At 59.8% G+C, this 14,678-nt stretch carries 8 protein-coding genes; 5 read left to right on the forward strand and 3 right to left on the reverse strand.

Going from position 1 to position 14,678, the window contains the following annotated elements; genetic code table 11:
• Positions 1-5: 5 nt before the first annotated feature.
• From ORG26_RS19755 to ORG26_RS19765, 3 genes are all read right to left on the reverse strand, one after another.
• Positions 6-3,026, reverse strand: a complete 3,021-nt coding sequence (locus ORG26_RS19755) for a SusC/RagA family TonB-linked outer membrane protein (RefSeq protein WP_266364855.1) — start codon at positions 3,024-3,026, stop codon at positions 6-8.
• 34 nt (positions 3,027-3,060) lie between these two features.
• Positions 3,061-4,758 (reverse strand): RagB/SusD family nutrient uptake outer membrane protein, encoded by a 1,698-nt coding sequence (locus ORG26_RS19760; RefSeq protein ID WP_266364857.1) that lies wholly within the window; start codon positions 4,756-4,758, stop codon positions 3,061-3,063.
• Positions 4,759-4,843: 85 nt separating this feature from the next.
• Positions 4,844-8,092: a SusC/RagA family TonB-linked outer membrane protein gene (locus ORG26_RS19765; RefSeq protein WP_266364859.1), complete on the reverse strand. Its 3,249-nt coding sequence runs from the start codon at positions 8,090-8,092 to the stop codon at positions 4,844-4,846.
• Between the two features lie 469 nt (positions 8,093-8,561).
• On the opposite strand from ORG26_RS19765, the gene ORG26_RS19770 reads away from it, so the two are divergent.
• The 5 genes from ORG26_RS19770 to ORG26_RS19790 all read left to right on the forward strand — a co-directional run bounded on the left by ORG26_RS19770 (position 8,562) and on the right by ORG26_RS19790 (position 14,671).
• On the forward strand, positions 8,562-11,591 hold the full coding sequence (locus ORG26_RS19770; RefSeq protein WP_266364861.1) for a sensor histidine kinase: 3,030 nt from the start codon (positions 8,562-8,564) through the stop codon (positions 11,589-11,591).
• A 73-nt stretch (positions 11,592-11,664) separates the two neighbouring features.
• Entirely contained in the window at positions 11,665-12,801 is a 1,137-nt protein-coding gene (locus tag ORG26_RS19775; RefSeq protein WP_266364862.1) for a redoxin domain-containing protein, read from the forward strand.
• Positions 12,802-12,832: 31 nt separating this feature from the next.
• On the forward strand, positions 12,833-13,186 hold the full coding sequence (locus tag ORG26_RS19780; RefSeq protein WP_266364864.1) for a hypothetical protein: 354 nt from the start codon (positions 12,833-12,835) through the stop codon (positions 13,184-13,186).
• Positions 13,187-13,281: 95 nt separating this feature from the next.
• Positions 13,282-13,923: a response regulator gene (locus ORG26_RS19785; RefSeq protein ID WP_266364866.1), complete on the forward strand. Its 642-nt coding sequence runs from the start codon at positions 13,282-13,284 to the stop codon at positions 13,921-13,923.
• Between the two features lie 298 nt (positions 13,924-14,221).
• A complete protein-coding gene (locus ORG26_RS19790) occupies positions 14,222-14,671 on the forward strand; it encodes a hypothetical protein (protein ID WP_266364868.1) in 450 nt (149 codons plus the stop codon).
• Positions 14,672-14,678: the final 7 nt, after the last annotated feature.

Raw genomic sequence — 14,678 nt, forward strand, 5'->3', positions numbered from 1 at the left:
TGAGGTCAGAAAGAGGCCCGTAAGCCTGCGTAAACGGTTTTGACGTACGGATAGGCACTGCCCCGGCCCGCGCCCGGAATCTCCGGATCGACGTCGATGCCGAGTTTGTCGAAGGCAAACAGGTTGAAGCCGCCCACGTACACCCGGGCGTTTTTCATGCCGAGCCGGTTCTGGAAGATTTTGGGAAACGAAGCCCCCAGTTCCACATTCTTCAGCCGCAGGTAATCGCCCGAAACGAGCCAGAAATCCGAGGCAGAGGTGTTGTTGGCCCGGTCCGAAATGCCGAGACGCGGATAACTGGCCGACGTTCCGGTGGCCGGGGTCCAGCGCTTCAGGCTTTCCTGGTTAAAGGTAAACGGACCCGAGTTGACGATGCCCTGGATGTCCAGCGTCCGTCCGGCGATGCCCTGAAAGTGCAGCAGCAGGTCGAAGGGGCCGTATTTCAGCGTGGTGCCGAAGCCGTAGTACGTTTTGGGCACATCGCGCAGGTCCACCCGCACCCGGTCGAGGTTGTCGATAATGCCGTCCGGCGTGCCGTTCACCCCGCCGATGTCCTGATACCGGATGTCGCCCGGAACCACCCGACCCGACAGCACCTGCCGCGGGCTGGCGTCAATCTCGGCCTGGTTCTGGAAAATTCCGTTCGAGACAAAGACCAGCCGGCTGCCCACCACGCGGCCGATCGTCTGCTGGTAGGCCGGAAGGCCCGCCTGCCCGTTTTCGGCCAGCACGCGGTCGTCGGAGGTCAGCAGGTTGCCGTAGAGCGACACCAGAAACGCGCCGATCTGCTTTTCGTAACCCAGGTTCAGTTCCACGCCCTTGCTCTCGACCTCCCCGGCGTTCACCGTAAGGGTCTGGCCCAGCACGCTCGGAATAGCCGACTGCGTCAGGATGCCCGTGCGGTTCGTCCGGAACACATCGACCGAAGCCGAAAGCGCCTGTCCGAACAGTTTGAAGTCGGCTCCGGCATTCAGCGTCGTCAGCGTTTCCCAGGTGATGTCCGGGTTGTTGATCGACACTTCGTTGGCCGAGTTGGTCGCTGAGAAGCCCGTGCCGAACACGTAGCCGCCGCCGCCGGTATTGCGGGCGAAGAAACGCTCAAACGGGAAGCGGGAGCCGCCGATGTCGCTGCTGCCGGCCTGTCCGTAGGAGGCGCGCAGTTTCAGGTAATCCAGCACCGGAACGCCTTTCAGGAAGCTTTCGTCCGAAATGACCCAGCCCGCCGAAACGGCCGGGAAAAAGCCGTAGCGCTTGTCGGGCGGGAAGTTCTCGGAACCGGAATAGCCGCCGACAAAACCGAGGTAGTAGCGGTCGCGGAACGAGTAATCGACCCGGGCCGACAGACCCTGTCCGCGGAAATCGAGCCGCTCGGGGGCGACGCTGACCACCCGGGACGCGCGCAGCGAGGCGTTGACGGTGTGCGCGCCGAACGAACGGTCGTAGTCCAGCCCGGCCCAGGCTTCGTTGCGGCGGTTGGTGCTGGCAAAAGCGGCCGAACGGTAGCTCAACGGCGCCTGGTTCCGGAACGTCACGGGGGCGCTGCCGCTGGCGTCGATGACCTGATAATCCCGGTTCAGGCCCGACAGGTAGTTGCCCTGAACGTCGTAGTTGAAGTTGATATTGGCCGACAGGCCCGGCAGCCAGAAGTCGAGCTTCTGCCGCACGTCCAGCGTCGCCATCAGCACCCGGTCCGTCGAACTGGTAAAGCCCCGTTCGCGGAGGATGCCCAGGGGGTTGCTCTGGAACTGCGAGGTGCCGCCGTACGAGCCGTCTTCGTTCTGGATCGGGAAGGCGTTGGGCGGCGTGTTGTAGAGCAGGCTCAGCAGCGAACCGGCTTCCTGGCTGCCCGGCTGCCGCCGGTTCTCCGACCGACCGGCTACGTTCAGCCCCACCGTCAGGTTCTTGTTGACATCAAAATCGATATTGCCCCGGAAATTGAACCGGTTGAAGCCCTGGTTCGAGTTGAAATCCGGATTGTCCGTAAACCGGAACAGGCCGTCCTGCTTGAAATAGCTCATCAGGGCAAAATACCGGACCGTGTTGCTGCCGCCGTCGGCCGAGAGCACGTAGCGCTGCGTGGCCGACGATTTGTTGAGGAACGTACCGATGTAGTTGTTATCCGGGTACCGGTACAGGTTGCTGCCTGTGCGGTAGGCCGTCAGGGCCGCGTCGTCGTAGATGGGCTGGCTGCCGTCGTTGACCAGCGCCTCGTTGTACAGCGTGGCGTAGTCGTAGGAGTTCAGCGGCTGGATCATCTTCTCCGGCGTCTGAAAGCCGCCCTGCACGTCGAGGTGGATGTTGTTGCGGGTAGAACTGCCCTTGCGGGTCGTGACCAGCACCACGCCGTTGCCGTTGCGGAGGCCGTACCAGGCCAGCGAGGTGGCGTCTTTCAGCACCGTGATGCTTTCGATCTCGTTGACATCGATGTCGTTGAACGGCCGCTGAACGCCGTCGATGAGCACGCGCACGGTGTTGGGACCGAACGTGGTCAGGCCGCGGAGCTGGAACGAAGCCCCGTCACTGCCCGGAGCCGTGCCCGTCTGCTGCACGTACAGTCCCGGAATGCGCCCGGCCAGCGTCGCGTTGGCCGAGGCGATGGGCACCTGCGGCAGGTTGCTCGCCCGGAACGTCGTGATGGCGCTGTTGATCTGGCGTTTCCGGCGCGTCCCGAACGGGATGGGCACCTCGTCCTCGTCGCCCGCGTCGATGAGCGCCGGGTTCAGCGTCACGCTGATTTCCTTGTCGCCCGTGATGGTCACGGTTTTGGCCAGAAAGTCGCGAGTCTGGATGACCAGCACATCGTTCAGCGCAGCCCGGATGGAAAAACGGCCGTCTGCGCCGGTCCGCACTTCGGCATTGCCCTCCTGCACGGCCACCGATACGCCCGCCAGGGGCCGGTCGTTGGGGTCCGTCACGATGCCCGAAAAAGCGGCCTGTGCGGCGGGCTTGTCCTGGGCGAAGGCGCTGACCTGAACCAGTACCAGCAGCAGGTACACGGTTCGTTTGAGAAAAGTATATAGTTTCATTTTCAGAAAATGAGTCGAAAAGTGAAAAGGGCGCTTACCAGCCCGGATTCTGTTTCAGGATGCCGTTGCTTTTGAAAATCTCATTCCGGGGAATGGGATACCGGTGCATGTGCTCTTCAAAGACGCGCTGGTAGATACCCGGCATCGGGATGACGGTGTACTTGAAGGTGCCGTTGGCGAGCCGTTCAACATCCATCGCGGTGATGGTCTGGGCCACGATCTGCGGCCCGCGTTTCCAGCGCAGGATGTCCCACCAACGATGCTCTTCAAACGCCAGCTCGACGGCCCGTTCGTTGTGGATGCGGGCGCGCATCTGGTCCTTGGTCAGGCCCGTGGGCAGGGCAGGCATCCCGGCCCGCGTCCGGATCTGGTTGACGGCCGTGTAAACGTCGGCCACCGGCCCCTGCGCTTCGTTGAGCGCTTCGGCATAGTTCAGCAGGATTTCGCCGTACCGGAAGAAAATGAAATTCAGAATCGCCGCCGTGCTCTGGCCGCCCCGAACCGATTCGGGCCACAGTTTCCGGACATAATAGCGCGTCCGGGTAAAGCTGTTGGAACCGGGCTGGTAGTCGGCCCCGAACGTCGCGGGCGTGGTCTGGTTATTGACCCACATCGCCAGGCGGCGGCCCTGCCAGGTCTGGTCGTTGTAAAGAATGTTGGCGTAGAAACGCGGGTCGCGGTTCGTGTACGGCGCCTGCGGGTTGTAGCCCGAGGTCGGGTCGGTGATGGGCTTGCCGTTGCTCATTTCGTACAGATCGACGTGGTTCTGCGTCGGGTTCAGCTGGCCCTGCGCGCCCCCGGCACTCGGCGGGATGATGAAGTCACCCAGGAAGTTGCCGCTGCCCGAACGCGACGGACGGACCTTGATCATGATGTATTCCGGCGAGGTGGCCTGGTTGAGCAGCGTGGTATACTGCGCGTGCAGGCCGTATTTGCCCATGTCCATCACCGATTTGGCCGCATCGGCCGCCTTCTGCCAGCGCGCCGCGTCGCCCGTCGGGTTGTTGAGCGGACTGGCATCCATCAGCAGCAGCCGCGACCGCAGCGCCCGGACCGCCCCGACCGTCGGACGGCCGTTGTTGCCCGCGTCCCAGTCGGAAGCGGGGGAGTAGATGGTTCCCCAGGTCGTTTTCGACAGAATGTCCTCGGCGTCGGCCAGGTCTTTGAGGATAAAGGCCACCGTTTCTTCGTAGGTGTTCCGCGGCAGGTCGAGGTTGTCGGTCTGCGCCAGCGGTTTATCCAGCAGAATGACGCCGCCGTACCGCTTCACGAGTTCGTAGTAGAAAAACGCCCGCAGGAACAGCTGCTGCGCCTTGATGAGCGGTCCGTTCTGGGCTTCGGTCCATTTGACCTTGTCCACGTTGGCCAGCACCACGTTGGCGTTGCGGATGCCCTGGTACATGCGGGTGTAGACGCTGACAACGTCGGTAGAAAGCCCGTCCAGAAACTTGCCCTGGTTCATCGTCAGCACGCCGTGGCCGGTGTTGGGCTCGGCAAAAATCGCTTCGTCGGCAAACTGGCCCGTGGTGCCTTTGTAGTTCTGCAGGGTGCTCAGGCGGCCGAAGTCATCGAGCAGGTAATTGTAGGAGTTATCGGCAAAACGGGTCGCCAGCACGGGGTCCGTGAAGACGTTGTTCTGCGAAATCGCCACGCCGGGGTCACGCTGGAGGAAATCCTTTTCGCAGGACATCGTCAGCGTCGCCAGCAACAGAAGGGAAAAATATCGTTTCATAAAATTTGATGTCTGAAAGCCCGGTTTGAATGGAACGTTAAGCCGCTGACGGGGTCGGCGACCGCCATCAGGGCGGGAAACCCGGTTAGAACTGGGCATTTACCCCGACGTTGAAGACGCGCGTAACCGGAATGGCATTAGCCGGACCGGCGAAGAACGAGCCCGCTACGGCGCTGTTCTGGTTGTTTTCCGGGTCCAGCCCGACAAACTTGGTCCAGGTCGCCAGGTTCTGGCCGTTCAGGAACACCCGCAGCGTCTGCACGTTCAGCCGTTTGGTCAGCGCCGACGGGAAGGTGTAGCCGATCTCGACGTTCCGCAGCTTCAGGTAGCTGGCGTCCTGCATCAGCCGGTCGTTGAAGGCGTAGCTCGGCGCGGCCGTGCTGCGCGGACGGATGGACGGCCAGGTGGCGTTCTCGGCGTTTTCGGGCGTCCAGCGGTTCAGCATGGCGGAGTAATAGTTGCCCCCGGCAAAAATGACGTTGGAGTTGACCTTCGTCACGCCCTGGAACAGGGCCGAAATGCTGAAGCCTTTGTAGCCGAGGTTGGGTTCGAAGCCAAACACGTTCTGCGGCACGTCGGCATACCCGATGGGCACGCGGTCCTGGTCGTCGATGATGTTGTCGCCGTTGATGTCCGCGTACTTGTAGTCGCCCGGAATCACGGCCCCGTTCACCCGGCTCGCCGGACTGTTGTTGATATCCTCCAGACTGGTGTAAAAGCCGATGACCTTGTAGCCCCGGAACTGCCCGATGGGCTGCCCGGCACTTTTCTGGTAGTCCGGCAGGTTAACCGGCTCGTCGGTCCGCACGATCTTGTTCTTGGCGTGCGTGTACTGGGCGGTGATGCCGTAGCGCAGCGCGCCGTAAGTGCTCTTGAAACTCACCTCGGCCTCATACCCGGAGTTGTAGTTTTCGCCGTAGTTGCTCGACGGCAGCGACTCGCCGTAAATCACCGGCGCGGAGTTGTTGCGGGCCAGCAGAATGTCGTAGCGTTTTTCGTCGAAAATGTCGGCCGTGATCGACAGGCGGTTGCGCAGGAAAGCCATTTCGACGCCGAAGTTCCGTTTGATGGACTTCTCCCAGGTCACCTCCGGATTGCCTGAGCGGCTGTGCCAGACCACCGGATACTGCACGTTCGTCGCGCCCGTTCCGAAGCGCACCTGCCGGTTGGGCGTGGCTGTAAATCCTGTCTCCGGACCCGCGCCGCCGTTGGAATATTCATCCAGATACAGGAAACGAGTGCCGCCTACGCTGCCGTAGCCGATAAGGCCGTAGGAACCGCGGATTTTCAGGTATTCCACCCATTTCACCGACTTCATGAACTTCTCCTCGCTGATGGTCCAGCCCGCCGAAACGGCCGGGAAGAGGCCATAACGCTCATTTTTCGGGTAGTTTTCGGAGCCGTTGTAGGAGCCGTTGAGTTCGAAGAAATACCGGCCGTCGTAGCTGTAGGTGCCGCGCAGGACAAGGCCTTCGTTGGCAAACGGAGCCTGCGCTCCTTCCGCGCCGCGCAGCTCGCGCTGGCCGACCAGAACACCCGAGACATTGTGCTTGCCGAAGGTCCGGGCGTAGTTGATGGCAACCTGGAGGTTTGTCTTGATGTAGCCGTTGTTCTGCGAACTGACACCGCCCAGCGGGTCTTCAAACGAGTTGCGGGCCAGGATCAGCGACTTGGTCGAGCGGTCCACGTTGAAGGCGGCATAGGCTCCGGTCTGGGCGCGGGTGGCGGCCAGGTAGGCGTCGTAACCGAACGTAACCCGGGCACCCAGGCCCTTCGTAATCCGGTCCAGCTTCTGGTCGAGGACAAAGACCGTTTCGATGGCGTTGTTGTTGTAATCGACGTAGCCGTTCCGCTTCATGACGGCGTACGGGTTGAAGGAGTTCACGCCCACCCGGCCGAAGTCCTCGATCTGGTTCAGCGTGTTGTCCAGGCGCTGTTCTTCCGGGGTGTCGGGGTTCGTGTATTCGGGGTAGAACGGAATGGCCCAGGCCGGAATGGCGTACATCCGCGTCAGCAGGTACTCCGGACCCGATTCGAACCGCCGCCGCAGGTCACCGTCGTTGGCGTTGGCGATGAACGAATAGCGGTCTTCCAGACGGCCGCCCAGACGCAGGCTGAGCGTCGTGGTCGGCGTCAGGTTGAAGTCGAGGTTGGAGCGGAAGTTGTAGCGCGTGTACGAAGGCGTGGTGCTGTAGCCCGACGGCGTTTTGAAGTCCTTGAAGCCGCCATCCTCGAAGAGGTAGCCGAGCGAAACGAAGTATTTGATGGCCTTCGTGCCGCCCGAGAAGTTGAGGTTGTGCTGCGTCCGGAGCCAGCTCGGGCGCGTGACGGCCTTGAACCAGTTGGTGTTCGGATACAGCAGCGGATCGCCCGTGCCTTCCTTGTACACCCGGAGGTCTTCCGCCGTAAAGAGCTTCTGGAAATTGGCCGGTACCAGCCCGTACTTGATCAGGTTTTCCTCGCCTTCGTTATGCAGCATGGCGCTGTTGTAGGCGTCCAGAAATTCCGGCACCTGGGTATAATTGACCCGGCCGACGTTGCCCGAATACGACACCCGGGGCTTGCCCGTTTTGCCGCTCTTGGTCGTGACGATGATAACGCCGTTGGCCCCTTTGATCCCGAAAAGGGCGGTGGAGGAAGCGTCTTTGAGGACCGAAATGGATTCGATTTCGTTGGGGTCGATGTCGCCGAAGCTTTGCCGTTCGACGCCGTCCACGATGATCAGCGCGGCGGAGTTGCTGGAGGCCCGGCCCCGGATGGTGATGTTGGCCCCGCTGATACCCGGACGGCCGCTGATCTGCTGGGCAAACAGACCCGTTACCCGGCCAACCAGCGCGTTGGAGGCGTCGGTCACGGGCGCTTTCGTAATCGCTTCCGTCGTCACGGTGCTGATGGCGGCCGTCTGTTCGCTCTTTTTCTGCGTACCGTACCCGACCACCACCACTTCTTCGAGCGATTTTTCGTCCGACTGCAGGGTGACATCGTAGGTAGCGCGGGAACTGATGGCCACTTCCCGCGTCAGGTAGCCCACGTAGCTGAACACCAGAGTACCGCCGGCGTCGGGCACATTGAGCCTGAACAGCCCTTTGTTGTCGGTGACCGTTCCGCGGGTGGTTCCTTTCACGACGACTGTCACGCCGGGCAGCACGTCGCCGCGTTCGTCGGTGGCGCGACCGGAGATTTCCCGGTCAACAAGCGCCGGTCGTGTGGCGAGAGAGCTCTCGTGCGGAGATGAAGTGAGGCGCGCGAGCGTCTGGGTGTGGCCGGTTTGCGGATGAGTCACCAGCCAGCCGGTGAGCAGACCGCCACACAATGCACAGTAGAAACGCTTCATAGATAAGGGATGAACATAAATGTTAAGAAAAAATCATGAAATAGTTCAATTAGGGGCGGACGCGGCTATTCGGGCCATTGCCCCGTTTATAGGTATAAAGACTGGAAATTTTCAATGCATACTGAAAGGCGACAAAAGAAAATGCCGTTGAAAATAAATAGGGGAAAAAGAACCAATTTTGCTCTTTGCAAGCGCTTGCGGTAACGTTTGCATGAAAAGTCGTACAAGAGAGGCTGATAATTGGTTTTCGGCTCCGGGTGTCCTGTAGTGTGCTGCACGCAGGAATGTCTTCGGCTTTTCGGCTTATTAAATCCTGGAAAAAGTAAAAAATGGTCCGGGCAAAACTGTTGCTGTTCCGGAGGTAAAAGGCCCGTTTTGGGGTCCGTTTTTCACATCTTCATGCGAGTTGGCCGGGGTTGCGACTCGGTCCGCTTCCGCTTATCTTTGACACGATTGAAAAAGGAGAAAAATGAGCCGTTTTTTGTGGTTTCTGGGCGTGGTCGGGGTGCTGCTAGTGTCCGGCAATAGGGCATTGGCGCAGCTGTCCGACCCCGCATTCGAGCATTACACCACCGAAGACGGCCTGTCGAACGACCAGGTAAAGTGCCTGTTGAAGGACCGCCGGGGCTTTCTCTGGTTCGGGACGTTCAACGGACTCAATCGGTTCGACGGGTACGAGTTCAAGGTCTACAAACGAACGGCTACCAACGGGCTGCCCGGTAATTATGTCATCGGCCTGACCGAAGACCCACAGGGCTACATCTGGGTGGCGACCCACCGGGGCCTCTGCCGCTTCGACCCGGTGCGGGAAACGTTTACCCCGGTCCGCCTCGCCGTTCATGCCGACCGGCTGGGCGACAATGACCTCGTCTCCGGGCTGGTCATCGACCGGCAGGGGCAGGGCTGGTTTTCTTCCATCGACAGCCTCTACCGCATCGATCTCCGGACCATGCGGTGCAAAGCCTTTCCCAATGTCGGACATACGCCTTACCTCATGCCCATCGTCCTTTATCCCTTTGCCGACCGGAAGGGACGGTTGTGGCTGCAGAACGAACAGGCGATTTACCAGTTTCATCCGTCGTCGGGTCGGTACACCTACATCTTCGGCCGAGACACCCGCCATCCGCGGGCCGCGGAGGAGGTCTGGACGTTCCACGAGGACAGACAGGGACAAATGTGGTTCGCAACCGGAACCAGGGGCCTGATGCGGTACGACGAAAGCCAAAAGCGGGTCGTAAACGAACCCGACGGAGAGGTGAGCGTCTACAATGTGGCCGAAGGAATGTCTGTTGGCAAAGGGAGGCGTTTCTTTTGGGTTTATCGCGATGATAAGGGCCTCATGCTTTACTATCCGGATCGGCGCCGGTACGTTCCGGTCGCCGCCGATCCGCAGGACCCGCTGGCATATCACGGAGGGCCGGTCAACGAAATTCTGAACGATGCGCAAACGGGCATTGTGTGGCTGGCAACCGATAAGGGAATCGAAAAGGCGGATGCCGCCACGCTGAAATTCGGCCGGAAACGGTTGACGCCGGACCGGCCGTCTTCCGAAAACCGGAGCATGCGGATCGTGCGGCAGGATCGGTTTCGGCCGGAGCTGTACTGGATGGCCGTGCAGGGAGCCGGACTCGTGCGGTGGAACCGGCGCTCGGACGAATACACCGTCTTCGACCGAAAGGACGGTCTGCCGGATGAAGACATCCGGGATCTGGTGCAGGATGCCCGCGGACGTCTGTGGCTGGGTCTGACGGGAGGCATCAGCCGCTGGACGCCGGGAACCCGCGACTGGAAGCACTGGCGGGGCTTTTTCCGCGACCCGTCCCAGACCCACCGCGTCACCCGCCTCTGGCTCGATTCCACCGGACGCCTCTGGCTGGGCACGGACCTCGAAGGGCTGTACGTGCTGGACGACGAACAGGCTGCGGTCCGGCCGTGGCCGGTGGGAGAGACGTTTGACCACCTGCGTCCGTTTCGGGTGTATAAAATGCAGGAAGACGGCCAGCATCGCCTGTGGGCGTCTACTTCGCGGGGCCTTTTCCGGATCGATTACCGTCGGGGCGAAAGCCGGAAAGTGGCGCTGAACCCGCTGAGCGAGCAACTGCTGCCTTCCGACAAGATTCAGACGACCTTTACGATTGACTCCCGGAATCGGCTGTGGGTCTCCGGCATCGGGTTTCTGGCCCAGGCCGACCTCAACGGGCGCGTGCTCCGGACGTTCACGCTGGAAAACGGGTTGCAGGCCGACCATATTTTCGACATTCAGGAAGACCGTTCGGGCCGCCTCTGGATGACGACCGACTATTTTCTGCACCAGCTGGAGCCGCAGACGGGCCGGTTTCGGTATTTCAGCAAAGACAACGGGCTGTTTTCCAATTTTATGTCCACTCGCCTGACGGCCGATGCCCGGGGCGAACTGTTTATCGGGCATGGACCGGCGTTCAATCACTTCGTTCCCGAAAAGCTGCCCGTCAACCGCTACCCGCCGCCGGTCGTGCTGACGGGTGTGCGGGTGGATACACTGGCGACCTCGGTCATTCCCGGCGAGCCGGTCACGCTGCGGCCCGACCAGCACACGGTCAGCCTCGAATTTACGGCCCTCTCGTTCAGCCAGCCGGAGAAAAATCGCTATGCCTACCGCCTCGACGGCGTTGACCCCGGCTGGATCGAGACCGGCAGCCGCCGCGTCACCTACGCCAATCTCGACCCCGGAACGTATACGTTCCGGGTGAAAGCGGCCAACAACGACGGCATCTGGAACGAGCGGGGCGCCACCCTGCAAATCCGGGTGCAGCCCGCCGTTTACCAGACCTGGTGGTTCCGGCTGGGGTGTCTGCTGCTGGTGGCGGGCCTTTTGTACGCCGTTTACCGCAACCGCCTGCAGCAGCGCCGCCGCCTGGAAGGCATCCGCGACCGCATCGCCACGGACCTGCACGACGACATGGGTTCCACCCTGAGCAGCATCCGGATTTTCAGCGACGTGGTGCAGCAGCAGATCGCGCCGGTCAGTCCCGAAACGGTGCCCATCCTCCAGCGCATCAGTTCCAGCGCCACCACGCTTTCGGAATCCATGCAGGACATCATCTGGACCATCCAGACCAAATACGACAGCCTCGACGATGTGGTGACGCGCATGCGGGAGTTTGGCCTGCGCATGGCCGAGGCCAAAAACATCCGGTTCCGGATGCAGGTGTCGGAGAAGTTCGAAACGCTGCGGCTGGACGTCGAACAGCGCCGGAACCTGTACCTGATCTTCAAGGAAAGCATCAACAATGCCGTCAAGTACGCCGACTGCCGGAACATCACCGTGCAGATCGCCCTGCTCAACAAACACCTCTCGCTGACCATCGAGGACGATGGCAAAGGCTTCGATCCGGCGACGGTCCGCCCGGGCAACGGCCTGCCGAATCTGCAGAAGCGGGCCCGGGAAATCAACGGGCAGCTGACCGTCCATTCGGCACCCGGCGAGGGGACCCGGGTGGTGTTGCTGGTGCGGGTGTAACTATTTGGATGACAGGATGATTTACGTTCGTTCGTTGCTTATCTTGGGGCGTTTAACATCTCTATCCCAAGCCATGAAATCACATCCTGCCTTTGCTTCTGCTACCGCTCCCTACCTGCTGGCGGGTCTGTTCGTTTGGTTCAGCCTTTTACCGGCCTCAGGCTTTGCTCAGGCCGCTCCGGGCGGCCCCTTTTCTCTCGTGGGAACGCTGCCCCAGGCCATGAAAGGCAAAGTATATCTTATCGACCAGCAGGACAAGGTCTTTGTTTCTGCGCCGATTAGCGGAAATACATTTTTGCTTAAAGGAAATCTGCGCGAGCCCGGATTGTATAAAATCAGGCTCAATGCGGAACCTAACATGTATTTTATCTTTGTTTCGCCTGCCGTTACCAAAGTGAAAATTAATCAGGATAAGACTTTGCAGGTGGAAGGTCCGGCACTCCATCGCCAATGGGCGGCATACAACAGTGGAATTGAGAAGTTCAAAGATACCCTGATCGATTTATCTATGAAACGACGGGTTGCTCTGCAACAAGGCGACTCCCTGCGATTCAGGGAATTGATGCGGCGGAACGATTCGGTCAGCGTTGCTGTCTACAGGTTCATCGAAGGGTCGATGGTCAGGAAGCCCTACACCTTTCTGAATCTGTTCCTGCTGGAACAGGGCCGGTCTGATGAGTTTATCGCTGGAATGCTTGATGAATTGAGGCCGCAGTTTTCTGCCTACCCGACGTTTCAGCAGCTGGATTCCAGCTTAAAAGAGAAGGCGGCGCGGCTCGAAAGGTTTGGTGTAGGCAAGGAGGCGTACAATTTTACACTCCACGACAGTGCCAGTGCGGTTTACAGTCTGGAGTCGATCCGAAAAAGCAAAAAGCTGGTGCTACTTGATTTCTGGGCCAGTTGGTGCGGCCCATGCATCAGCGAAATACCCGCTTTGCAAAAGCTCCAGGCGCAGTACGCCGACCGGGGGCTACAGATTGTCGGTATCTCGACCGACGTCAATCCCCGGCTGTGGAAAACCGCTTTAAATCGACACAAGCCTGCGGGAATGCAGCTGATTGTTGATCGTGACAATCCGGCGGTCATAAAAAATTATGCGATTTACAGCATTCCGCAGACCTTCCTGATTGGACCGGACGGAAAAATTCTGGCGCTGGACCTGCGGGGAGAAGCCCTGGCAAAAAAAGTGGCGGAACTGCTGGAGCATTGACCGATTCTCCAGCCACGAACGCTTGAAATAGATGAACAGCACAGTTTCAGTTCAGGTGGCGGGCCTGTTGGGTCCGGTCCTGATGGCCGTTGTGGCCTCGGAGTACCTTAATTTTGGCATCTGGGAAAAAGTAGAACCCTCTTTGGTGTATCTGAATGGGCTGTTCCTGTTTGTCGGCGGCCTTGCCGTGGTTCGCTACCACAACTTCTGGACGGAGCAATGGCCGCTGACCATCACCGTGACCGGCTGGCTGATTCTGCTGGCGGGCCTCTACCGAATGTTCTTCCCTTCCGGCCGACAGGCTCCCCGGAGTGGCGGAACCAACGTCCTGCTGTTCGTCCTTTTCCTGACGGGCTGTTTTCTGACGTTTAAAGGTTACTTTTAAACCCGGCTGGCGGCAGAACCGGCAATTCTCCGAACCTGCACGGACGGGACCGGTGCCCGACCATTCCGGAAAGCCCTGAGCGAGCCTCTGAATTCATGGAAAAAACGATTAACATTCTTCATTACGAAGACAACCGCAACCTCCGCGAAGGCATGGCGTTTCTGCTGTCGGCCACGGCCGGACTGGACCTTCTCGGCTCGTTTGCCGACTGCAGCAACCTGCGCGACGAAGTCCGCACGCTGGCCCCGGACGTGGTCCTGATGGACATCGACCTGCCCGGCCTGAGCGGCATCGATGCCGTCCCGATCGTCAAGGCCGTGTCGCCCGGGACGCAGGTGCTGATGCTGACGGTTTTCGACGATGAAGACAAAATTTTCCGGGCCATCCGCAACGGCGCCAGCGGCTACCTGCTGAAACATACGCCCCCCTCCGAAATCGTGGCGGCCCTCTTCGACATTCACCGGGGCGGTTCCCCCATGACGGCCAACATTGCCCGCAAGGTCCTCCAGCACTTTCAGCAGCGCCCGGTTTCCCGCTCCGACGACTACAACCTCTCGCCCCGCGAACTGGATATTCTGAAAGGACTGGTGTCGGGCTACAGCTACAAACTCATCGCCGACGACCTGAACATCAGCATCGACACCGTCCGGACGCACATCCGGCACATCTACGACAAGCTGTCGGTCAACTCCAAGACCGAAGCGATTCTGAAAGCGATGAAAGAAGGATTGGTGTAAGGCGCCTGCCTGGTAATTTTTTTCTGCCGGAACGACGCCGGGCAAGTCCTGCTTTGCGGCAGAGCGTCAGCTCTTTAAGGAGAAATACCTACTCGTACGCAATTTGTATCATACTTTGGTATGATAAATGCTGGATTTTTTAGGTAATTTTAAGGTCATCGAGCCGCTTTTACTCTGTTCCCAATGTAATGTGGATTAATTTATACCGATTTGTTGCTGCTATAGGCGGTAGACCAGTCTTTCTAACTGTTGCTTTACCAAGCAATTGTAACTGATTATCCACTCCTTACCAGTTCACATGGAAAAACTTCTACTGCTTCACTCCCTGCGAGAAGTAAGACAATTGCTTCCTTCGTACTTTAATTTATATCAGGCTATTCTTCATCGCATCCGGCACCAGAACTTCGGGGTTGTCGAACTGGCCGAGGGCGGCGACCTGAGCCGCTGTGTCGTTCGTCTCCGCCAGCGCAAACCGGAACTCTGGACCGTTGGCGAAATCCGCCAGATTGCCGAGGCCCTGAACCTGCCGGTGGCCGTCTGTATCAAACTGGAGGCCGAACTGAACCGGATGGGGGAGGCCCTGCTTGTCCAGCCGTCGCGCATGTATGTAAGCCTGCTGAGAGTCTGCGGCCTGCACCGGCTGCGGTCCCGCGTCCGCCTCGGCGACCGCTGGAGCTACACGGACCTGTACCGCCTCTACCAGGGCACGGCCGACGAACGGCTGCTGCGCCAGCCCCCGGAAAACTGATTACGGC

This window comes from Tellurirhabdus rosea, from assembly GCF_026278345.1.
GTDB classification, from domain to species: Bacteria; Bacteroidota; Bacteroidia; order Cytophagales; family Spirosomataceae; genus Tellurirhabdus; species Tellurirhabdus rosea.